Origin of the sequence: Gorillibacterium terrae, assembly GCF_051594785.1 — a bacterium.
Lineage (GTDB): Bacteria > Bacillota > Bacilli > Paenibacillales > NBRC-103111 > Gorillibacterium.
In genome coordinates, this window is sequence record NZ_JBPPGI010000001.1 from 280,642 (window position 1) to 302,331 (window position 21,690).

Annotated in this window: 16 protein-coding genes, 1 pseudogene and 1 riboswitch; of the genes and pseudogenes, 14 read left to right on the forward strand and 3 right to left on the reverse strand. The window is 60.3% G+C overall.

The genetic code is table 11. From position 1 onward, the window contains the following. Positions 1 to 73 precede the first annotated feature (73 nt). From bcp to guaA, 7 genes are all read left to right on the forward strand, one after another. Entirely contained in the window at positions 74 to 556 is a 483-nt protein-coding gene (gene bcp, locus ACSEXS_RS01235; protein ID WP_438431366.1) for a thioredoxin-dependent thiol peroxidase, read from the forward strand. A gap of 170 nt (positions 557 to 726) precedes the next feature. After that, positions 727 to 1,515: an alpha/beta hydrolase family protein gene (locus ACSEXS_RS01240; protein WP_438431367.1), complete on the forward strand. Its 789-nt coding sequence runs from the start codon at positions 727 to 729 to the stop codon at positions 1,513 to 1,515. Positions 1,516 to 1,631: 116 nt separating this feature from the next. Beyond that, complete coding sequence (locus ACSEXS_RS01245; RefSeq protein ID WP_438431368.1) at positions 1,632 to 3,266, forward strand: polysaccharide deacetylase family protein; 1,635 nt, start codon at positions 1,632 to 1,634, stop codon at positions 3,264 to 3,266. A 104-nt stretch (positions 3,267 to 3,370) separates the two neighbouring features. Continuing rightward, positions 3,371 to 4,348, forward strand: a complete 978-nt coding sequence (locus tag ACSEXS_RS01250) for an AAA family ATPase (RefSeq protein ID WP_438431369.1) — start codon at positions 3,371 to 3,373, stop codon at positions 4,346 to 4,348. Next, on the forward strand, positions 4,345 to 5,571 hold the full coding sequence (locus ACSEXS_RS01255) for a DUF58 domain-containing protein (RefSeq protein ID WP_438431370.1): 1,227 nt from the start codon (positions 4,345 to 4,347) through the stop codon (positions 5,569 to 5,571). The genes ACSEXS_RS01250 and ACSEXS_RS01255 overlap by 4 nt, the downstream gene beginning before the upstream one ends. Further along, the gene (locus ACSEXS_RS01260; RefSeq protein WP_438431371.1) at positions 5,555 to 8,143 is read left to right on the forward strand and encodes a transglutaminaseTgpA domain-containing protein; all 2,589 of its coding nucleotides are present in this window, start codon (positions 5,555 to 5,557) and stop codon (positions 8,141 to 8,143) included. Before ACSEXS_RS01255 ends, ACSEXS_RS01260 begins: the two co-directional genes overlap by 17 nt. A gap of 121 nt (positions 8,144 to 8,264) precedes the next feature. After that, a complete protein-coding gene (guaA, locus tag ACSEXS_RS01265; protein WP_438431372.1) occupies positions 8,265 to 9,803 on the forward strand; it encodes a glutamine-hydrolyzing GMP synthase in 1,539 nt (512 codons plus the stop codon). Positions 9,804 to 10,044: 241 nt separating this feature from the next. Here the strand turns inward: guaA and ACSEXS_RS01270 are convergent, their stop codons facing one another. From ACSEXS_RS01270 to ACSEXS_RS01280, 3 genes and pseudogenes are all read right to left on the reverse strand, one after another. Continuing rightward, complete coding sequence (locus ACSEXS_RS01270; protein ID WP_438431373.1) at positions 10,045 to 10,911, reverse strand: hypothetical protein; 867 nt, start codon at positions 10,909 to 10,911, stop codon at positions 10,045 to 10,047. 109 nt (positions 10,912 to 11,020) lie between these two features. Next, positions 11,021 to 11,869 carry a protein kinase family protein gene (locus tag ACSEXS_RS01275; RefSeq protein WP_500796480.1) on the reverse strand — a complete coding sequence of 283 codons (849 nt, stop codon included), beginning with the start codon at positions 11,867 to 11,869 and terminating at the stop codon, positions 11,021 to 11,023. Continuing rightward, positions 11,849 to 12,273, reverse strand: a pseudogene (locus tag ACSEXS_RS01280) (AbiJ-related protein); the annotation flags it as partial. The gene ACSEXS_RS01275 and the pseudogene ACSEXS_RS01280, both read right to left, overlap by 21 nt. 241 nt (positions 12,274 to 12,514) lie before the next feature. On the opposite strand from ACSEXS_RS01280, the gene ACSEXS_RS01285 reads away from it, so the two are divergent. From ACSEXS_RS01285 to ACSEXS_RS01315, 7 genes are all read left to right on the forward strand, one after another. Next, positions 12,515 to 12,910, forward strand: coding sequence for a secondary thiamine-phosphate synthase enzyme YjbQ (locus ACSEXS_RS01285; protein WP_438431374.1), 396 nt, complete (start codon positions 12,515 to 12,517; stop codon positions 12,908 to 12,910). A 236-nt stretch (positions 12,911 to 13,146) separates the two neighbouring features. Further along, positions 13,147 to 13,626, forward strand: coding sequence for a DUF2975 domain-containing protein (locus ACSEXS_RS01290; protein WP_438431375.1), 480 nt, complete (start codon positions 13,147 to 13,149; stop codon positions 13,624 to 13,626). A 9-nt stretch (positions 13,627 to 13,635) separates the two neighbouring features. Then, on the forward strand, positions 13,636 to 13,845 hold the full coding sequence (locus ACSEXS_RS01295; RefSeq protein ID WP_438431376.1) for a helix-turn-helix domain-containing protein: 210 nt from the start codon (positions 13,636 to 13,638) through the stop codon (positions 13,843 to 13,845). Next, positions 13,842 to 15,119: a B12-binding domain-containing radical SAM protein gene (locus tag ACSEXS_RS01300; protein ID WP_438431377.1), complete on the forward strand. Its 1,278-nt coding sequence runs from the start codon at positions 13,842 to 13,844 to the stop codon at positions 15,117 to 15,119. The genes ACSEXS_RS01295 and ACSEXS_RS01300 overlap by 4 nt, the downstream gene beginning before the upstream one ends. 155 nt (positions 15,120 to 15,274) lie before the next feature. After that, positions 15,275 to 15,375: riboswitch (purine riboswitch) on the forward strand. A 218-nt stretch (positions 15,376 to 15,593) separates the two neighbouring features. Beyond that, positions 15,594 to 16,994, forward strand: coding sequence for an NCS2 family permease (locus ACSEXS_RS01305; RefSeq protein WP_438431378.1), 1,401 nt, complete (start codon positions 15,594 to 15,596; stop codon positions 16,992 to 16,994). 280 nt (positions 16,995 to 17,274) lie between these two features. Next, entirely contained in the window at positions 17,275 to 19,263 is a 1,989-nt protein-coding gene (locus tag ACSEXS_RS01310; protein WP_438433057.1) for a Na+/H+ antiporter, read from the forward strand. Positions 19,264 to 19,335: 72 nt separating this feature from the next. After that, complete coding sequence (locus ACSEXS_RS01315) at positions 19,336 to 21,450, forward strand: alkaline phosphatase family protein (RefSeq protein WP_438431379.1); 2,115 nt, start codon at positions 19,336 to 19,338, stop codon at positions 21,448 to 21,450. Positions 21,451 to 21,690: the final 240 nt, after the last annotated feature.

A 21,690-nucleotide genomic window follows, 5' to 3' on the forward strand; every position in this document is an offset into this window, starting at 1 on the left:
AGCGGCTTTTTCCCATGCCTCGGAAGTTTGGTACAATAAAGGAAAGACGTTAAGACGAAGGGAAGGGATTGGAATGACACTGGAAATGGGCAAGCCTGCTCCGGAGTTTGAGCTGCCGAACGCAGCGGGCGAGACGGTTCGGCTGAGCGATTTTCGCGGACGCTCGGTGGTCTTGTATTTCTATCCGAAGGATATGACGCCGGGATGTACGACGGAGGCGTGCGACTTCCGCGACCGGCATGGGGAGTTTGAGGGATTGAACGCGGTGGTCGTGGGGGTAAGCGCCGACCCGGCGAGGTCGCATGCCCGGTTCGCCGACAAATACGGCCTGCCGTTCGTGCTGCTCTCCGACGAGACGCATGAAGCGGCCAAGGCCTACGACGTGTGGAAGCTGAAAAAAAACTACGGGCGCGAGTACGAAGGCATCGAACGGTCTACCTTCCTGATCGGGGAAGACGGTACGCTGCTTCGGGAATGGCGCAAAGTGAAGGTGGCCGGTCATGCGGATGCCGCGCTGGAGGACTTGAAGGAACGGGCGGACGCTGGACAGGCTTAGCGTTAGCGAGGATACAGGCTTATCCGAAGGGTTCGTCGAGAGCGGCAGCGAGCCCCGACGAACCCTTTTGGCACGGCAGGTTCGGCCATCGCCGCGCTGACGGGGTGTTTGAAGTGCCGCAAGGATTCGTTAAGAATAGCCAATGAGGCATGGGCGGGGAGGCGACGGCAATGAGCGAAACGAATTCGGTACCAACCGACCGGCAGGAGAGATCCGCTGGAGCGGAAGTTCCGGTCAAGTCGGTCTACTTTCTGTCGGGCATCGGAACGTGGAAATCGGGCAATCCGTTCGGGGCGGCGATGGCCGACCTCGTCCACCGCTACACGGCGGCGGGCCTCTCGCCGGTCCGGGTGCGCGACATTTACCCGTACGGCTGGATGGACGACGTTCCTACGAAGCGGTTCCGGCGGTTTCTGGCCAGGCAGGCGCTCAAGGTCAGCCGCGACATGTACGTCAAGTATTACCGCAATGCGGGCGGCCACCGCGCTTTCCGGGAAATCCGCCGCGATTACGACCGCGAAGGCGGCGGGGAGATCGTGCTGATCGGCCACAGCGGCGGCGGGGTGGCGGCCTACAAGACGGCCAAGCTGCTGGCGGACCGGGGATACCCGGTGGAGCAGGCGATCCTGGTCGGCGCACCCATGCATAGCATCGCTTCCGATTGGCAGGGGAGGGTCAAGCTGCTGCGCAAGGCCGGGCCGATCGGCGATTACGTCACCTGGTGGGGAAGGCCCTGCATCGGCGCTCCCCGGGAGCTGCAGACCGTTGCCATCCGCGGCGGACACACCGATTATTTCCGCAAGGATCTGATGGACGCGAATGGACGCTCCAACGTCACGCTGGTGATGGACCGGATTTGGCGCTGGCTGCGCCCGGACCGCGAAGAGGCCGAGGCGCCGGCACTGCCGGTCGGCGGAAAGCGTCCGAAGCGGAGCGCCGGGTTTCGCCTGATCCGGTGACGCTTCGATTTATCCGTCAGCCTTACGCCAGGCATAACCTCCGTTACTCTCCCATATACTCTATCAATCGATTTCGATAGCGCCTTAGCGGCGCATGGGATAACGGAGGGACTACGATGAACGGAAACCGCGGCGGATTAACCGGATTCTTTCGAAAAGGGACGGCCTTGCTGGCCGTCTTCTTGCTGCTCTGGGGAAGCTTCCCGGCCATGCTGTCGGCCGAGAGCAAGGCGTCCCCGTCTTCGGCGGCGAATCAGCTCTATCAATCTCTCAGCTCCGGCAAACGGATTTCCGTTCCGGCCGCCCCAGGCGTGGCCTCTCCGGGCGGTGACGATGCGTCCGAGTCGCAGGAAGGGGGCAAGGTCGTCTACCTGACCTTCGACGACGGCCCGAGCAAGCTGACGCCGCAGGTGCTGGATATTTTGCAGCGGGAGCAGGTGAAGGCAACCTTCTTCGAGCTGGGCGAACTGGCGGAGCAGCGGCCGCAGCTCACCAAGCGGGTGGTGGCGGAGGGGCATGCGCTCGGCAACCACAGTTACGACCATGTCTATAAGGAGCTGTACGGCTCGTTCGAAGGCTTCTGGAATCAGATCACCCGGACTGAAGCTATCTTCTACCGGATCGCGGGTCTCCGGCCGGAGCTGGTGCGGCCGCCCGGCGGTTCGTACACGAATTTTGACTCGTTCTATTTCTACTTGCTGGAGCAGGGCGGCTACCGGGTGTTCGATTGGAACGTGGACAGCACCGATGCCTCGCGCCGGGGAGTGCCCGCCGAAGCGATCGAACGGGCGGTGTTGGGCGCGCCGCTTAAGGATCGGATGGTGGTCCTGATGCACGACGGCGCCGGACATGAGGAATCCGTGAAGGCGCTGCCTGCGGTCATCCGCCATTTCAAGGAGAACGGCTACCGCTTCGACCGGCTGGACGCGGCGCCCGAGTCCGTTCAGTTTCGCCTGGGAAAGGTGAAGTGGCAGCGGGCCCTGGGCTTCGGCGCATTCGAGAAGCTGCTGGCGGAGGCCGCGGAGCATCGCACTCTCCTGGTTAGGGAGCCTTCCGGCGGGGCAGCAGGCCCTGCGGGAGTTGTCACGACGGCGAAGGGAGAGGAGACTGCCGGGCAAGGGAAGACTCCGGAGAACGGAAATACGAGCCAAGCGGTTAAAGCGGCGGAGCCCGTTAAGCCCGCAGCCGGCTTATCGGCAGGGACGGATGCGCTGTTGACAGGTACGAATACGGAGGTCCGACCGGCGGAGGGATCAATCGCGGTCCCCCCTGCGGGCGGGCTGAATCGCAGCGCCGGGCTGGCGGCCGTTTCCGGTTCGGCGGGACCTGCGCCGGAACCCGGCAAGCTCACGGTGCGCGTGAACGGAAAGAGCTGGACGTTTACCGACGGCGAGTACGAATTGGACGGAGGGCGGTTCACCGTGCCGCTGTCTGCCGTGGCGCGCATGTTGGGCGGCGTGTACACGGCGGGGCCGGATGGCGAGCGGCTGCAGATCGGCCTTACCCGGCTGACCCTGGCGGCAGGCGGGTCTTCGGTCGCGGTGGAATTTCCCGGCGAAAAGACCGCTTCGTATCCGCTGGTGAAATCGGCGGTTCAGGCGGGCGGAGAACGGCGGATCGCTCTGCGGACGGCCATTGAGCTGGCGGGCGGAAGCATCACCGGATATGCCCTGAACGGAACGGGGGGCATCGTCGATGCGGAATGCCCGGTTCGCTTGGTCCAATGTGCGAATCTGGCCCCGGGGGCTTAATCCGGGTTCTATGAACCTTTTCTTCCAACCGGAGGAAATCGGGTCTAAATCGCTAGGAAGATGGGAAAAATGATAGCATCCTGTCCGATACGGAGGCTGTTGTCATGCCCATTTTATCCAGTTCTTGGGACCGGGGCGAACCGGTCACCGATTTGCTGATCCGCCAGGTGGAGAAGGCGGTGGTCGGCAAGCGCGAAGCCATCGAACGGTGCGTCGCCGCGATTCTGGCCGGCGGCCATGTCCTGATCGAAGACGTGCCCGGCACCGGCAAGACCCTGCTCGTCAAAGCGCTGGCTCGATCGCTCGATTGCGGCTTCAGCCGGATTCAATTTACGCCCGACCTCTTGCCCGCCGATATGACGGGAACATCCATCTATCATCCGGTCACGCACAGCTTCGAGTTCCGCAAGGGGCCGCTGTTTGCCCATTTCGTATTGGCCGACGAGCTGAACCGGACCCCGGCCCGCGTTCAAGCCGCATTATTGGAAGCGATGGAAGAGGGGCAGATCACCGCCGACGGCGAGACGCATCCGCTACCCCGCCCGTTCATCCTGATCGCCACCCAGAATACGGTGGACGGCGAGAGCACCTATACGCTGCCCGAGGCGCAGCTCGACCGGTTCCTGCTGCGGGTGCGGCTCGGTTATCCGGGCATCCGCGAAGAGGCCGACATCCTGGCCAGACAGGGCGAGAAGTCGCCGCTCGACCAGCTTCGTCCCGTGCTGATGCGGGAAGAGCTGCTGGCTCTGCAAGCAAACGTGCGGAAAATTCACGTCGATGAAACGCTTCGGGACTATATCGCGCTCCTCGCGGCGGCTACCCGCCGCAGCCCGGATATCGCCCTCGGCGCCAGCCCCCGGGCGTCGGTGGCGCTGATGCGCGCGGCCCAAGCCAAAGCCTTCATGGCCGGCCGCGGCTACGCCGTTCCCGACGACATCAAGGAGCTGGCGCCTGCGGTTCTCGCCCACCGGCTCGTGCTTTCTCCGTCCGCCCGGTATGAAGGGCGCACGGCCGAGCAGACGATCGCCGAGGCGTTGGAACGAACGCCCGTTCCCGCCGCGGACCGGAGGGCGCGCGCATGAGGGAGGCTGTGATGGGACGCTACCGGCTGTTTGCCGCTTTTGTCTTGTTCTGGTTGGCCGCTGCCATTCTCGGTGTGGCGCGCGGCGGCTTTGTGCCGTGGTTCCTGACCGGGAGCCTCGGAGCGCTGCTGATCTACGCGCTGCTGATTCCGGCCCTGTGCCTGAAGGGAGCGTCGGCTGCCGTTTCGCTCTCGGGAGAGAAGACGGCTGCGGGCGAGTCGGTGCAGGTGAAGCTCGAGCTTCGCCTGTCCGGCCGAATTCCGCTCCCCTGGTTGACGGTACGGAGCGTCTGGAAGGACGGGGCGGGCCGGGAACGTTACCGCTCCACCCGGTTGCTTGAGCCCGGCCGCAGGCGGACAGTGGGCTGCCGCTACGCCATTCGGGACCTCGAGCGGGGCATATACCGCCTGGATTCGATCGACCTGGTGACAGGCGATCTGTTCGGGCTTATGACCGTATCCAAGCGGCTGCCGCTGGATGGCGTGCTAACCGTCCTGCCGCGGCCTTGTCCCATCTCCCTCACCGACGGGCGAGCCGATAACGGCAGCGCTCTGCGCGCAGACGGCGGTGGCGCCGCCGGAACGGGGCCGTTCGCGGGGCTTCGGGCCTATCAGCCCGGGGACCCGCTGCGGCTGATTCATTGGCCCGCCACGGCGCGGACCGGCTCGCTCCAGTCGGCGGAGCGGGGCGCGGAGCGTTCGGACCGGCTGAGCGTAATCCTATGCGGGAGCCGCGCGGACCGGTTCGAAGCGGAGGTCGCCGTCGCGGCGGGGATTCTGGCTGCGGCCTTCGCGAGCGGTGTCCGACCGGCCTTCGCCTGCGCGCCGCACCTCCGTCCGGCGGCGCAGCGCGGGCTGCCGTTGTCCGCTTTTGCCGACTGGGAGGAGCTGCAAGTCGAGCTTGCCGGCCTGCTGAGTCCGGCCGGCTCGGAAGAGGAGGGGCGAACCGCCTTCGCGGTAACCCTGCGCCAAGCGGTCTTGGATGGGCTTCCCGGCTTTCCGGTCTATGCCGTTACGGCTTCGCCCGACGAGGCAGCGGCTCAAGCTTGCGGGGAGCTGGCCCGGCACCGGCGGACCGTGCTGATTCACGTGCTCGCCCGCGAGGAACGGGACGCCGCCCATGCCCGCTGGGAGGCGGAGTTGATCCGCCGCGGCTGCGCTTACCGGACCGTTCTCCTGCCGGCGGACGGCGAAGGGGGTGTCCGCCATGGCGGCATCGCTTAAGGCGCCTCACGCTTCCGGACTGCCCGGAACGGATATGTCCGTTGCGGACCGTTCCTCGGAGGCGGCAGATGAACCGGCGCTGCGGATCGGAGCCGCGCTGCGGTTGGTCTACGCCGGTTTTGTGTTCCTGCTGCTGCGGGAATGCCTGGAGGCGGTGCTGCGGCTGACCTCCATGGACCAGGTCTATGAGAGCGCGTGGTTCTATGCCGCCCTCGGGCTCGGTCTGCTGTTCGTCGCCCTGCCCATTCCCCGGGCGCTGAAGCCGCTGGCGGTGTCCGCCGTCTGCCTGTGGACGGTCGGACAGCTGTTCTTCGACGGCCGGTTTCCCGGCTTCGGGCAAGGGGCGGGCTTCTATACCCGGTTAAGCGAGGATATGCTGCTGGCGGGCGGCGGCCTGCTCTCGGGCGTCAGCCTGGAAAGCCGGACGCTTGCCTTCCTGCTCGGCTGGATCGCGCTCGCCACGGTGCTGCTCTGGCTGGTGGAGTACTGCCGGCCGCTGTGGCTGGCGGGTGCGGTGCTGTTCGGCCTGGCCTTCGCCTCGTTCGCAGCCGGCCTCGATGTCTCCGCCGCCTTGGTCCGCACGGCGGGCCTGGGCCTAGCCTTTGCCGCGCTTCAGCGGCAAGCGGCGCTTCGGGCGGCCGCTTGGGAGGAAGCCCGCGCTTCGGGCGGCCCCGGGCCTGGGCCGGTCCGGCCCGCCTCGTGGCTGCCGGCCGCGGCGCTGGTCGCCGGCCTGTGCCTCGCCGCGGGCTGGGCGGCGGGAGGGAGCGAGCCGCGCAGCTCGGCCCCGCCGGATTGGACGAGTCTGGGCCGCTTGTTCCAGGACCGGCTCGGAATTAACGGCGCGCACAGCGCCGTGGTGAACCGGGCCAAGACCGGCTACAGCGCCGACGCCTCCCGTCTGGGCGGCCCGCTTGCGCTTGACTCCGCCGTCGTCTTCACGGCGCGCGCGTCCAAGCCTGCGTACTGGCGCGGCATCACCAAGAGCGTCTACACCGGCGCGGGCTGGACGGATGCGCCGGAGGACGCCGGCGCTTGGCTTCCGCCCCGGATCGAGGAAGCGGCAACCGGCCGGCGCGCTTATTTTGCCGGAAGCGAAGGCGCCGTCCGGCCCAGGGAGGACCTGCTGGTTCAGCAGGTCCGGATGGAGGGGACCGGACCCGGCGCGCTGTTCTTCGGCGGCGACCTGGTCGCGCTGGATTCCGCCTATACGGCGGCGGGAGCCGAGTATCCGCTGGAACGGCTCCGCGTCTCGGCTGCGGATGGAACGGCGCGGGCATCGGACGGACAAGCTCTGCCCGACTCCTATCGGGCAACGAGCCTTGTCCCCGAGCGCGATCCCTCCCTGTTGCGGGCAAGCGGAGCCGAGTATCCGCCTGCCATTGCGGGGGAATACCTCCAGCTCCCGGCGGAGCTTCCCGAGCGCGTGAAGGAGCTGGCGCGGCAGATTACCGCTTCCGCTGCAACGCCTTACGACAAGGCGGCGGCGGTCAGCGAGTATCTGCAAAGCCATTATGCCTACCGATTGGATGCGGCGGCTCCGCCTGCGGGAGCCGATTTCGTCGATGCGTTTCTCTTTCAAAGCAAAGCCGGATACTGCGACTACTTCTCCACCGCCATGGCCGTCCTGCTTCGGGCGACAGGCGTTCCGGCCCGCTACGCCGCGGGCTTCGCCCCCGGCGACTGGTCGCTCGCGGACGAGGCGGCGGAGAAACTGACGCAAAACCCGACACAGAGCCCGACACAGGACCCGACGCAGGACCCGACGCAGAACCCGACACAGGACCCGACACAGAACCAGGCACAGGACCCGGCAGGTGAAGCGGTTTCTGCGGGCGGCGGATCGCCGCTTCCTTATCAAGTGACGGTCCGGAGCAGCGACGCCCATTCCTGGGTGGAGGTCTACTTCCCCGGCTACGGCTGGAGTGCGTTCGATCCGACTCCGGCCGCCGCCTTGGCCGGCACGTCTGCGGATTCGGCCGCATCCGGCAAGTTGCTCGCTTTCCTGGAGGCAAAGCTCGCCCGGCTGAAGGACCGCGTCGACGGCTGGTTGATCGACGCCTACCTGAACCTTTGGCAGCCGCTCAGCTCCCGGCTCTCCGCCGCTTTCGCTTCCCGCGACCGGCTGATGATTGCCGGAGCGGCCGCGCTGTGCGACATGCTCCTGATCGGCCTCGCGGGGATCGGGCGGCGCCCCCGGAGCAGCGGCGCTCCCGGAGCTCTGTCCGGTCAACAGCCGGTTGCCCGCGGCGGCATCGGCGTCGGGACTCCCGTTCCGGCTGAGCTTGCCCGGGCCTGGCGGCGGGTTTACCGCCGCTACGGTACCCGTCGGCCTGGAGAGACCCTGCGCAACTATACGGACCGTCTCTCTATCCGGGCGGGCGAAGATGCGGAACGGGTGGAGGCCCTGACCCGCCTGACCGAGGCGGCTCTCTATGCGCCCGGTCCGGCGAGCCGAACGACGGCCCGGCGGGCGAATGAGCTGAGCCGTGCCCGGTCTGGGCACAAGCGGCGCAAGCGCTTGGCGAGCCCAGACGTTCCCATGTCCGGAAGCGGCTCTCCGCCGGCAGGCTAGCCGCTTTCGATTTGGCGCCAATGGCTCTTCGCGAACCGAAGCGCCTGGGAATGCGCGCCTTGACGTTGTCGACAGGGGTCATCTATAATAGTCACAATTTGAAAGAAAGCGGGGCCCAACCTTGAGCAAACCAAATGAAATCGTCGTCGTGTTGGATTTTGGCGGCCAGTACAATCAACTGATCGCCCGCCGGATCCGCGATCTCGGCGTGTACAGCGAGCTGCTTCCGTTCAACACCCCCATGGAAAAGATCCGTGAACTCTCTCCGAAGGGAATCGTCTTCAGCGGCGGACCTCTCAGCGTTTACGAAGAGAACGCCCCGAAGCCCGACCCGGCCGTCTACGAGCTAGGGCTGCCGATTCTCGGCATCTGCTACGGCATGCAGCTGATGGCGGAGCAGTTGAACGGCAAGGTGGAACGCGCCGAGAAGCGCGAGTACGGCAAGGCGATGGTCGATTTCGAGGAGATCTGTCTGCTCTCGGACGGGCTCGAGAAGAACCAGCAATGCTGGATGAGCCACGGGGATAAAGTAACCGCGCTGCCCGAGGGTTTTGCCGTGACCGCCCGCTCGGAACACACGCCGATCGCCGGCATGGCCCACACCGACAAGAAATTTTTCGCGGTGCAGTTCCATCCGGAAGTGCGCCACTCCGTATACGGCAACGAATTGATCCATAACTTCCTGTACAACATCTGCGGGTGCTCCGGCGACTGGAACATGGAGACCTTCATCGAGGACACCGTCCGCGACATTCAGCGTCAGGTCGGCGACCGCAAAGTTCTTTGCGCCCTCAGCGGCGGCGTCGATTCCTCCGTCGTGGCGCGCCTGATTCACAAGGCGATCGGCGACCAGCTCACCTGCATGTTCATCGATCACGGCCTGCTGCGCAAAGGCGAAGCCGAGAGCGTGATGGACACCTTCGTCGGCAAGTTCGACATGCACGTGGTCAAGATCGACGCCCAGGACCGCTTCCTCGGCAAGCTGGCCGGCGTGAGCGATCCGGAGCAGAAGCGCAAGATCATCGGCAACGAGTTCATCTACTCGTTCGACGAAGAGTCGGCGAAGCTCGGCAGCTTCGATTTTCTGGCCCAGGGCACGCTGTATACCGACATCGTCGAGAGCGGCACGGCCACGGCGCAGACGATCAAGTCGCACCATAATGTCGGCGGGCTGCCGGAGGATATTCGCTTCGAGCTGATCGAGCCGCTGAAGACGCTGTTTAAGGACGAAGTGCGCAAGGTCGGCTCCGAGCTGGGGCTGCCCGACGCCATCGTCCAGCGCCAGCCGTTCCCGGGTCCGGGCCTCGCCATCCGCGTGCTCGGCGAAGTCACCGAGGACAAGCTGCACATCGTCCGCGAATCCGACGCCATCCTCCGCGACGAGATCGCGAAAGCCGGGCTGGAGCGGGAGATCTGGCAGTATTTCACCGCCCTGCCGGGCATGAAGAGCGTCGGCGTCATGGGCGACGCCCGCACTTACTCCTACACTGTCGGCATCCGCGCCGTGACCTCCATCGACGGCATGACCGCCGATTGGGCCCGCATCCCGTGGGACGTGCTGGAGAAGATCAGCGTGCGCATCGTCAACGAAGTCGAGAACGTCAACCGCGTCGTCTACGACATTACGTCGAAGCCGCCGGCCACGATCGAGTGGGAATAGACGGAGATAACATTTCTTATTGTTGATGCTTAATAGCATAAAAATAAAATGATTTTGGTATCACCGAATTGGGATCTCCAATTTACCCGCTACTATAGAGCGTAAAAAATACTCCCTTCTATCTGCGTTATTTAGCAAATAGAAGGGAGTATTTTTTTGACATAGTTAAGAATATACTTAGTTCCTTATAGGTGGCTATACGCTCAATTGGCTTACAACTTTCTATTAAGATCAAAGTGAGTTAGTTTCGATTCGAAAAACTTCTAATCTCATAATCCTCTTTATGAATTAATGTTGTATCCATTTCTGGTACTTTATTGTAGCTTCTTTTGGTTATGAACATATTCTTCCACCACTTACTAACCCTAGGGAAGTATTTTTCGAATGATTTCGAAATCACACCCTTTTGAGGATTACTGGTAAAGTTAGAATAATCTAAATTGGCGAATTTTAGAATTAAGGTAAACAAAACACTTAACCCCAATATCTTAAGATTCACTTTCCAAGAATCTCTCGGAAATAAATTGATAGCAAATATATTGGAAGATATTATAAGATATTCAATAAATAAGAGCGCTACATTCGATCCCTTTGCTGTATCAAAAAGAAACTTAACTAATTCCAAATAGATTTTTTTCCAATAAGGGCTAATTTGGAGATGCTGTTGCCAATTAAACTCGCGATATAATAGAGCAATAGAGTTTTTATATCCTTGACTTATCTTGTAGAAGAAGAGGTTTTCAAATTCCCACCAGAAGTTTCTCCATAACTCTAAATCTCTTGAGGGCTTAAACATTGCAAACTTCTCTTGTAGATCATAGAAGCTATTTAGCAATTCAATATTACCTAACTTATAGATGGAGGTGTTTATGTTTGAATATTTATCAAAAAATGAATCAAGCATCCTTTCTCTGTCTTTTGGACAAATAGATTTATTGATAATTTTTTTCATCTCATGGTATATTGGGCTGTATATTTCCCTGAGATTGTCCTGAGTAAATTGAATCAATCTATCGCCTTTTTTACTCCTCATGCTATACCAATAGACAATACTTGCGGAAATAATAGCAGTGCCCAGTGGAAGGTATTTGCTGAAATCAATTTCCATAAAGATTATCACCTTATTGTCGGTTAGTTTGAATCAAAATAACCTAGACGAATTTATTTTGTGTGAATTTATCATAAATTATTCCAGTATTATTTTGTATTAATTCGTATTATTCCTTAATTTTATTGAAGGTTTCAATAAGCTCGTCAATGCTTTTGTAACGTTTCGACTTATCTGGGTTAAGACCTTTTGCAACAAACTGTTTCAAACTTTCATGTGTAATCTTTTCAGTGTTAGTTCTTCCGGTCATGATAAAGAAGATCAACCGAGTTAGCGCATAAGTCTCATGTATTATTGAGTAGGAACTGAATCCGTCGAGTCGTAATTCTGGGTCATTAAAATATCCCTTATATTCAGTATTGTTAGAAGTAAGTTGACTCTCGGGTATTTTAACAAGGCCAAAATCAGATATTTTAGCAATAGTTACATCATCGTACTTCTTAATTAATATATTTTTGGGGCTAATATCTCTGTGCAATAATTCTTTGGAGTGGATATATTTAAACCCTCGAAGTACTTGCACTGCAAGATTCTTTTTGATTTTAAATGTAAGAACTTCATTGTTCTTTGATATGAACTTTTCAATTGTACAGTCCATGTACTCCATTACATATTCATGGTTCACATCGTTGTAGCTATAAACTTCTACAACATAAGGCGATGAGAGTTGTTTCATTTGTTCAAATTCTCGTTTAAAGCGCAATATTTCTTTCTCGTTTAGATCCGTTTTTGCCCTTTTAAGTACGAACGGATGGTTGTAAAAGTCATCCTCAAATTTGTATACAAAGGCGTAAGAACCCTCACCTATTATCTTTAAATGGTAAGAGACAGAGGGATTCCCTTTATCAATTTTTATACTATTCTCAGCTATATGCCTCCATTTATAAACTTCCCTTCCAGAAATATGATCTCTTTCGTAGAGTTCATAGCCGTCAACTCTTAAAAGATCATTGAAAATTCTTAAGATCTCTCTCCAAGGTTGATTCTCATTTCTGACAACGGGGTGAACATCTCACATAAAAAGTTGAGCAAAAATTCATCGGGACCGGAATCCAATTTGAATCTACTATCTGTAAAAACCCAATCCCAATCCCAATCACTATTGTTGACAGTGTGTTGGTAAATATCCCCAAGAGCATTGTCGTATCGACTATCTGTCGATGGTAGCTCTCTAAGGTTGTAAATTCTCCCTAAAAAATCAATTTCATTTAAGCGTCCATGATAGGTTATCTGATACGCGTATGTCCCATCGTCAGGATGTTTACGGCCAGGATAATTAGTTTTTTGATGACCCGTTTCTTGAAATCCAATACGAATAATATCTAAAATATCTCTTCGTGTTATATAGGTTATATCATTCATTCATTCATATACCCCCAGCAATTCCATTACGTTTCATCTATCTTCATTTTATGCGTGGTTGGAACTTCTTTCAATTGTTAACAATTATATTTTCATTAGCTTTTCCGTCAACTAATTCCTCTTATTTAACATCACAATGCTAACCCATTAATCCTCACTTACCAAAAAAACTAATTCAACTATTATTGTTTCGCTAACTTCATGAGCCCAATTCCTCTTTCCCCAGAAAGGAGACCGACCCATGCTCTACGAATACAGCCTGAAGACGGAAAAAGAAGGATTCACCGAGATCACGTCTCGGGTGCGTCAGGCGCTCTCCGCGAGCGGCGTTCGGGACGGGCTGTGCGTCATCTATTGCCCGCACACCACGGCCGGCATCACGATCAACGAGAACGCCGATCCCGACGTGGTGCGGGATATGTTGCTGGGACTGGCAAAGGCTTTTCCCGACCGTTCCGAATTCCGCCACGCGGAAGGAAACTCAGCAGCGCATTTGAAATCCAGCTGCGTCGGCTCGAGCGTCAACGTCATCGTTCATGAAGGACGGCTTATCCTGGGCACGTGGCAGGGCATCTACTTCTGCGAGTTCGATGGGCCCCGCAGCCGGAAGGTATATGTGAAGGTCATCGGCCAGTAGCTGCGGCATCCACGGGTACGCTTTCCGAGGCAAAGCAGGGCAGGCCGCCCTTGCTCTGCTTCTTTTTGCGTTCCTCCACTTCGCCTTTCAGGCGTGACTGAGAGGAAGACCTCTACCCGGAGTTCCAGGGAGAGGTTATTTTTATTGATAAACGATAAAAATTCATTGATTTTCAAATAAACCTTTCGTATAATCCCCCTATAAACCATCGAATCGAGGAAAGGGAGGACGCCGGCATGAGCCAAGCGAGTCTTGCGAAGTGGCTGAAGGCGATTATCCTGGCTACCGGCTTTTGCGGGCTGGTCTTGTATATCTTGATTTTTCCCTTATATGGACAGGGACTTGTGCTAGACGATCCGGAGCTGTCGTCCCGCCGCTGGGCCTGGCTGATCCTCATCTGGGTTACGGCGGTTCCGTGCTATGCCGTGCTGGCGCTGTCCTGGCGTATCTCCAGCGAAATCGCCGCGGATCGCTCGTTCACCGAGAAGAATGCCCTGCTGCTGAAACGGATCGCCGCGCTCTCCCTGCTGGATTCCGGGATCTTCTTCGTCGGCAGCGCGGCTTATCTGCTGCTCGGGCTGAGCCATCCCGGCGTCGCCCTCTTCTCCCTGCTGGTCGTGGCGGCCGGAATCGTCTTCGCCGTTGCGGCGGCGGCGCTGTCGCACCTGGTTCGGAAGGCGGCGGACTTGCGTCAAGAAAACGACCTGACCATCTGAGGTGAAACCATGACAATCCGGGTAAATGTGGATGTGATGCTGGCCAAGCGGAAGATGAGCGTGACCGAGCTGGCGGATCGGGTCGGCATTACGATTGCCAACATATCCATCCTGAAGACCGGCAAGGCGAAGGCCATCCGGTTCTCTACGCTCGACAGCATCTGCCGTGTCTTGGACTGCCAGCCGGGAGATATTCTCGAATGGGAGGACGGAGAATGAAACTGCGCATCCTGCTGATCCAGCCGGAGAACCGCACCCTTCACCGCTTCCGCCGCAAGCAGCTCAATAATTTCTCGCAGATCACAATGCCTTATCTTGCCGCGTTTGTCGACGAGGGCCAATACGACCTCACGCTCGTGGATGAATACAGCCAGAGGATTCCCTACGGCAGGACGTTCGATCTGGTCGCCATCACCGTCAATACGCCCAATGCGTACCATTGCTACGAGATAGCGGACGCCTTTCGGGCAAAAGGAGCGAAGGTCGTCTTCGGTGGCCCCCATGCGACGCTGCTTCCCGACGAAGCGGGACGCCGCTCCGACCATGTGATCGTCGGCGAGGCGGAAGAGACCTGGCCGCGGTTTCTGCGGGATTTCGCAGAGGGAAAGGCGCAGGCCCGCTACGTCTCCGAGACGCCTCCGACGCTCGAAGGCCTGCCCGAACCGCGGTGGGATTTGCTTCGCGGTAGGAGTCGGCTCATGAAGGGAGCCGTGTTCGCCACCCGGGGGTGTCCCTACCGCTGCCGGTACTGCAACTTGAAGCAGATCTACCACGACTGCTTCCGAAGCCGTCCGGTGAGCGAGGTAATCGGGGAGATTCGGGCGATGAAGGCTCGGCACTTCGTCTTCTGGGACGATAATTTCTTCGCCGACGCGGGTTATGCCCTGGAGCTGATGAAGGAGCTGGCTCCGCTGCGCAAACGCTGGGCGGCGCAGGTCACCCTGGCGGACTGCGCGAACGAGAAGCTGCTGAAGGCGGCGCAGGAGGCAGGCTGCCTGTATCTGTTTGTCGGGCTGGAATCCTTCAGCGAGGCCTCGCTCGGCGATGCGGGCAAGCGGGTGAACCGCGTCCGCGATTATGAAGCGATCATTCAGAGCCTGCATAGGCACAACATTATGATTCAAGCGGGCATCGTCTTCGGGTTCGACAGCGATACGGAGCAGGTCTTCGGCGAGACCCTCCGGGCTTGCGAGCGGCTCGGAATCGACGGAGTAACCGTGAGCCTGCTGACACCGCTGCCGAGAACGCCGATCTACGAGCAGTTGAAGGCCGAGGGGCGGCTGCGGTCGGAGGAATGGAACCGCTACAACGGCAAGACGCAGGTGGCGTTCGATCCGAAGCGCCTGACACCGGAGCAGTTGTACGAAGGGTACATGGAGTTTCGCCGGAGCTTCTATTCGCTGCGGTCGTTTGTCCGGCGAATGCGGGTCTCGCGGACGCATCCGCTGTACAACTTGGCCATCAACCTGGGGTACCGCTGGTCCATCCGCTGAAGCGAATCCGCCGTTCTTCGGCGAGGCATCGGTTCTTTACGGGGCATCCGCTGGGTAAACAATTCGAAATTTTGGCGAAAAACCGAACGACCGAAGAAAATGGAAGTTGAATGTTCGTCTTTTCATCTTGACAGTTGTTTAGGCTGCCTCTACAATAAGCCTGTAAGTGCTTTTTTCGTATAATTCCGGGGATTGGCCCGGGAGTCTCTACAAGATCACCGTAAATGATCTGGCTACGAAAAGAGAAGGAACGGCGCGAGGCAGGCTTGTCGACTCTGGTCGGCATCTGTCGGATCGGCCGCTTCTTCTTGAATGACCGGAGAGCCGGCAATCACGCTGGACTTCGATCTTCGCAAAGGCAAGAACCCGTCCCGGTCATTCTGGGTTTCTTCCCGTTGCTTTTCGCATGCTCAGGTCCCGGAACCTGAGTTTTTTTGCGTTCTACCACATTTTCCGAGGGGGACAAGCAACACCATGGAACGATTGTTTAAGCTGAAAGCAAACGGAACGAACGTCAAGACGGAAATCATGGCCGGCCTCACCACCTTCATGACCATGGCCTACATCCTGGCAATCAATCCGAACATTCTGAGCGGAACCGGTCTGGCATGGTACAGTGTCTTTCTGGCAACGGCACTGGCAGCCGGGATCTTCACCGCAGCGATGGGCCTGTTTGTCAACTTCCCGGTGGCGCTCGCGCCCGGCATGGGCCTGAACGCTTACTTTGCCACCGTCGTCATCAGCTCCAAGGGCGGCACGCACCCGATTACCCCGGAAATCGGCCTCACCGCCGTCTTTATCTCCGGCTTGGTCTTCATCGTATTAACGGTTACCAAGGTCCGCCAGCTCCTGCTCGTCGCGGTTCCCGATAGCCTCAAGAACGCCATCACCGTCGGCATCGGCCTGTTCATCACGATCGTCGGCCTGAAGAACAGCGGCATCATGACGATCGCGACGGAGAACACTGTCACGGACATCGCGAAGGGCCAGTTTACCGACCTGCTCAGCTTTGAATCCGTCATCCATATGGGGGATTTGATCCATAACCATGACGTGCAGATCGCCCTGATCGGTCTGGTGCTGATCTCCATCCTGATGGTCCTCCAGGTCCGGGGCGGTATCCTCTTCGGTATCCTGGGTACGACGGTCGTCTCGATCATCCTGGGCTATACCTCGTTTGACAAACTGAGCGATCCGGATACGCCCTGGGTTCCGAATTTCTCGGAGCTGAACTTCGCTCATTTCGACTGGAACGGCGTCATCCACACCGGCTTGATCTCGGTCATCCTGACCTTCACCTTCGTTGAACTGTTCGATACGTTCGGCACCCTGGTCGGCACCGCGACCCGCGCCGGCATCATGAAGAACCCGGAAGAAGGCCGCAAGCGCGTCGGCAAGGCCATGATGGTCGATGCCGTCGCCGTCAGCGGCGGCGCGCTGCTCGGCACCAGCACCACGACCGCGTTTGTCGAAAGCGCCGCGGGCGTCGCCGAAGGCGGGCGCACCGGCCTCACCGCCGTTACCACCGGCGTCTGCTTCCTGCTCTCCCTGTTCCTCGCGCCGATCGCCGCCCTCATTCCGGGCGGAGCCACGGCGGCCGCTCTGATCGTCGTCGGCGTACTGATGATGCAGGCGGTCAAGGACATCGACTTCCAGGACCTGGTCGTCGGCATTCCGGCCTTCTTCACGGTCACGATGATGCCCTTCACCTACAACATCGCGAACGGCATCTCCTTCGGCATCCTGTCTTACGTCATCCTTGCCACCGTCGCCAACCTGCGCGGCGGCGAAAAGAAATACAAGGTGCACTGGCTCATGTGGATTCTGGCCGTGCTGATCGTTGCCCGCTACGCGTTCATCGGCAGCCAAGGCTGACCCGGCCCCATAGAGCAGAACGTTTCACGCCATTGCCCCTTCGGCCCGCGAGCCGAGGGGGCTTTTTTTGCTTGTGGCCGGTCCATTTTTTCGCTTACCTTTTATTTTTCCGAAATGGATTCGCGAACTGCCACAAGAATTCCCGCACCGCTCGCGCTTTCCGTTAGCTTGTCTACCCAGTTCGACGGCCGCCTGCACCTGGCGGTTTCGTGTCGAATTTTGCGGCGCTTCTGCGCGGTTTGGTATACTAAAGGAATTCCAGTAAGGGACGGTGGACGGTTTGGATGTATTCCTCCTGGTTCTGATCTTGCTTATTCTCATTTCCATCTCGCATGTAATTGGCCGCTTTGTGCCGTTCGTTCCGGTGCCGCTTCTTCAGATCGCGCTCGGGGTCGGACTGGCATTCCTGCCGATGGGCATCCATATGGAGCTGGAGCCGGAGCTGTTCTTCGTGCTCTTCATTGCGCCGCTCCTGTTCAACGACGGGCGGCGGACGCCGCGCGAAGAGCTGTGGCAGCTGAAGGCGCCGATTCTGATGCTGGCGCTCGGGCTGGTATTCATCACCGTGTTCGCGGGCGGCTACTTCATCCATTGGCTGATCCCTTCGATTCCGCTGCCGGCCGCCTTCGCGCTGGCGGCGATCCTGTCTCCGACCGATGCCGTCGCCGTCAGCTCGATGGCGGGCCGCGTGCATCTGCCGGAGCGCATTCACCGCATCCTGGAGGGCGAAGCGCTCATGAACGACGCGTCCGGTCTGGTCGCGTTCAAGTTTGCGGTCGCCGCTATGGTTACGGGCGCTTTCTCGCTGCCCAAGGCATCGCTCAGCTTCGTGGTGATCGCCGTCGGCGGCCTGCTCGTCGGCGCGCTTCTGGCGTTCCTCATTCTCCGGGCCGGAGAACTGCTGCGCCGGTTCGGCATGGAGGACGTGACGATCCACGTCCTGCTGCAGCTGATGACGCCCTTCATCATTTATCTGGTGTCCGAGGAGATCGGCGTGTCCGGCATCCTTGCCGTCGTAGCGGCGGGCCTCTTGTTCACCGTGCAAAAGGACCGCGCCCTCTCTCCGCAATACAAGCTGCAGCTTGTCTCGGCCAGTACCTGGTCCGTACTGCTGTTCATTCTGAACGGGATGGTCTTCCTGCTGCTCGGTCTATCGGTGCCCGATGTGATGGACGTTATCATCCGCGACGAGGCAATCAGCAACTGGACGGTAACCGGCTACGTCCTGCTCATCGCGGCTTTCCTGATCATCATCCGCTTTCTCTGGATCTGGCTGTTCTCCAAGTTCCAGCGCAAGAGAGCGGGCAAGGTTCGGCTGAAGTCGATCGCCCTTACCTCCATATCGGGGGTGAGGGGGGCGGTGACACTGGCCGGCGCCTTTTCCATCCCGCTCGTGACCCAGAGCGGCGCTCCGTTCCCCGAGCGCGACCTGATCCTGGCGCTGGCCGCAGGCGTCATTCTGGTTTCGCTCGTGCTGGCGAGCGTGGTTCTGCCGCTGCTTGCCGACAAGGCACCCGCCGAAGAGACAACGGACAAGGATGACAACCGGAAGCTGATGGAGATCGGCATCAACCGGCTCCGAGCGCTGACCCGGCCCCAGTCGGAGGGCGAGACGCTCGCGCTCTCCGATATTCAGGAGAAGTTGAACCAGGTGCGCCCGGACGATTGGAAATTCACGGCAGCGGCGGCATCGCTGCTCCGCCAGATCACCGGCCTCCGGCTGACGGGGCTGCGCGCCGAACGGCAGGCGCTGCATCAGCTCAAGGAACGGGGAGAGCTGGACCCGGCCGTCGCGGCGAAGCTTGCCGGCCGGCTTGACCAGACGGAAATGCTTCTGACCAAGGGCTTCGATTCCGAATTCCGCCATTCCGTCTTCGAGGTCGGCCGCATGCTGTCCGGCTGGTTTGCCGGCGACGCGGAGCAGCCCTGCGCGCCCGACGACGCCTCTTTGCGCGAGTCCCTCTTGCGTGCCAAAGAGGCAATGGTCCGGGCGGGGTTGCAGGCGGTGCGCGCTGCGGCCGGCCCCGACAACCAAGCCGCCGTAAGCCAAGTCGCCTCCCGCTACGAGCGGTATCTCTTCCGGCTGGAGCAGGGCGGCGGAGCGAACCTGCTCGGCGGCAGCGATCCGTTCGAGCTGGAGCGGCGAATTATCCAGGAGCAGCGCGACGCCGTTCAGCAGATGTACGAGGACGGAACGATCAACCGGCGGATCGCCGGGCGTCTGCGCAAGCTGGTCGACGAGCTGGAAGCCTCGATCTGGGAATCCTGAAGGCGAAGAGTCTGGGCGATGTGCATCAATTTCCTCCCGCGGGACAAAATGTGTGGGAACGGGGGGAAGCGTATGAAACATCGTGCCGATTATTGGATTCGCGCGGGAGTGGCCGCAGCCTTCCTGCTGGCCGCCGGGGCGGGATTCTGGCAGATGGGGCACCGGCCGTCGGCCGCACCGCCGATTCGCTCGGCAGCCCCGAGCCGCTTGGCAGCCGTGCCGAGCCGGCTGGCCGCGGCCTGGAAGAGCCAGATGCCGGGCGCTGCCCGGGCGGCGGCCAAGCCGGTCCGCTTCGGTGAAGCGCCGCAGGGCTTCTCGGGCGGCCTCGCGCTGCTCGGGGCGGAGCACGCAAGCCCGGGCGGCGTCTTCCGGCTAAGTCTCCACGTCTATTCCTCCGGCTCCGCGGTCCTGCCGGACCGAATGGAGACGGATATCTGGTTCGACCGGCAGAAGTTCGTCTTCGACCATGCCGAGGGGCTGACAGAGCCGGTAGTGAAGGAGCCGGGGCGGCTTCGGGTGGCGGTCAAGGCCGTCCGGCCGTTTCCCAAGGCCGAGCGGGGAGAATACCGCCGCTCGCGGGTTGCGCAGCTGTATTTTCGCCCCGTCGCTCCCGAGGGAGAAGGCCGCTTCGTCCTGGAGGGAACACAGTTCTCCCGCAAGGGAGAACCGCTTCTGCTCTCGCGGCTGGTTTATGAACATGCGACGGTGCGCATTCATCCCCGCCCGGCAGAAGACGTGAGCGGCGACGGCCTCGTCTCCGTCGGCGATCTTGCCTTGGGATCGGGCGGCGCGGTCCGCACGGCCGTTGCCGACGAACAGGAGCAGCGGATCGCCAACAAATTGGCGCTCTATCCCTACAAGCATGTGGTCGTCATCGGGCTGGACGGAGCGGGGAACTCGGTCTCGCCGAACGCCCCGTATTATCCGCTGCTGACCTCGCATGCCGTGCGCAAATCCGACCGGTTCGCCCTGCCTCACCTGCGGGCTATCCTGAACGGAGGGGCGGTGAGCTATACGGTCAGCTCGACGAAGCCGACGTCCTCCTCGCCCAACTGGGGGGCGATGCTGACGGGAGTGGATTACGACAAGCACGGCATTTCCAACGACCAGAGTGGGGAGAGCTATTACAACGGCCCGTATCCCACCGTCTTCTCGCGCCTGCGCGAGCTGGCTCCGGAGCGGCGGCTTGCCTTCTTCGCCCATTGGGAGCACCTCCTGAACGGGCATATCGAACCGGCCGCCGGCGTCACGCTGTTCTCCGGAGACGACGACAAGCTGGTCAAGGACTTTGTCACGTACGTCGACTCCGGCCAGGCGGCGGACACCTCGCTGATGTTCCTCGTCCTGGACGAAGTAGACAATGCCGGTCACGCCCGGGGCTGGTTTACCCGCAGCTACTACCGGGCTTTGCAGCGGGCGGACCGCAAGGTCGGCGAGATTTACGGCGCCCTGCGCCGGAACGGCATGCTGGACGACACACTGGTGCTGGTGGTGGCGGACCACGGCGGCGGCACCTCGACCGCGATCAAAGCCGCTTACCGGAGCCGCTCGCACAGCCACGGCGGCAAACAGGCCGGCACGGTGTTCTTCGCCGCGTCCGGACGGACCGTGGCCGGCGGCAGCCGGGAGCAGCCGCTGAGCGGCGGCCATACCCGCGATGTAGCGGCCACGATTCTGTCGGCCTTCGGCGACGAACGGGCGATCGGCGATTCCCGGCCGCTCGCGGGGATGTTCCGCCCGGCCGCCTCCGGACAACGGCGGGGGGGGCTTCTTCCCGCGGCGGCCCGGCCCTTCTCTCCCGGCAAGGTCCGCCTGACCCGACCCAGCCGGGCGGAGGCGACGCTCAGCCTGGAGGGCACCGGCTCGCGGACGAAGGCGGCCGTGGTCCACATCGCCTGCGGCGCGTCCGGCCTGACCGCCTCGCGTCCCGTTCGCGCGGTTCCGCTCGCGCCCGGTATCCGCGTCTATGTGACGCCGGACCGGTTCCGGCCGGACGCGGTTCAACTGATCGTGGCGTCCACGGGGCCGCTGCCGCCGAAGACGCCGCTTGTTCGGCTTCTGCCGCCGAAGGGGGCCGACGCTCTGCCGGAGGTCCGCCCGCTGCAGGCGGCGGTCGCGGACGCGAACGGCGTGGAGACCCTGCCCGCCGTCGAGCTGGCGGCTCCGAGCTGCGGCGTTAAGCCATAGCCGTCCGGACAGGCTTACCCGGCCGAGAAGACGCTATAAAGAGAAGCGGAGGGGGCGGAATCGTTCTGGAAAAGCGGCAGCGGTCGCCTTTGTCCCCGGATTTCAACCGATCTGGGTTTCCTTTCAAGAAATCCGGGGACAACAGCGATTGGAAGAATGATCCGTACGTGCAGCCCTCTCTCTTTAAGTGCCGCCCCGGCCGGGACGGCCTTTTTTGCGTTTCCATGAAAATCCTTCTAT

What these genes read in the sequence shown, in the direction of transcription:
- ACSEXS_RS01270 (WP_438431373.1), bottom strand. Translation starts at nt 10,911, where the DNA reads ATGGAAATTGATTTCAGCAAATACCTTCCACTGGGCACTGCTATTATT.
- ACSEXS_RS01285 (WP_438431374.1), top strand. Translation starts at nt 12,515, where the DNA reads ATGCTCTACGAATACAGCCTGAAGACGGAAAAAGAAGGATTCACCGAG.
- ACSEXS_RS01240 (WP_438431367.1), top strand. Translation starts at nt 727, where the DNA reads ATGAGCGAAACGAATTCGGTACCAACCGACCGGCAGGAGAGATCCGCT.
- ACSEXS_RS01245 (WP_438431368.1), top strand. Translation starts at nt 1,632, where the DNA reads ATGAACGGAAACCGCGGCGGATTAACCGGATTCTTTCGAAAAGGGACG.
- bcp (WP_438431366.1), top strand. Translation starts at nt 74, where the DNA reads ATGACACTGGAAATGGGCAAGCCTGCTCCGGAGTTTGAGCTGCCGAAC.
- ACSEXS_RS01315 (WP_438431379.1), top strand. Translation starts at nt 19,336, where the DNA reads ATGAAACATCGTGCCGATTATTGGATTCGCGCGGGAGTGGCCGCAGCC.
- ACSEXS_RS01290 (WP_438431375.1), top strand. Translation starts at nt 13,147, where the DNA reads ATGAGCCAAGCGAGTCTTGCGAAGTGGCTGAAGGCGATTATCCTGGCT.
- ACSEXS_RS01260 (WP_438431371.1), top strand. Translation starts at nt 5,555, where the DNA reads ATGGCGGCATCGCTTAAGGCGCCTCACGCTTCCGGACTGCCCGGAACG.
- ACSEXS_RS01295 (WP_438431376.1), top strand. Translation starts at nt 13,636, where the DNA reads ATGACAATCCGGGTAAATGTGGATGTGATGCTGGCCAAGCGGAAGATG.
- ACSEXS_RS01250 (WP_438431369.1), top strand. Translation starts at nt 3,371, where the DNA reads ATGCCCATTTTATCCAGTTCTTGGGACCGGGGCGAACCGGTCACCGAT.
- ACSEXS_RS01300 (WP_438431377.1), top strand. Translation starts at nt 13,842, where the DNA reads ATGAAACTGCGCATCCTGCTGATCCAGCCGGAGAACCGCACCCTTCAC.
- ACSEXS_RS01255 (WP_438431370.1), top strand. Translation starts at nt 4,345, where the DNA reads ATGAGGGAGGCTGTGATGGGACGCTACCGGCTGTTTGCCGCTTTTGTC.
- ACSEXS_RS01305 (WP_438431378.1), top strand. Translation starts at nt 15,594, where the DNA reads ATGGAACGATTGTTTAAGCTGAAAGCAAACGGAACGAACGTCAAGACG.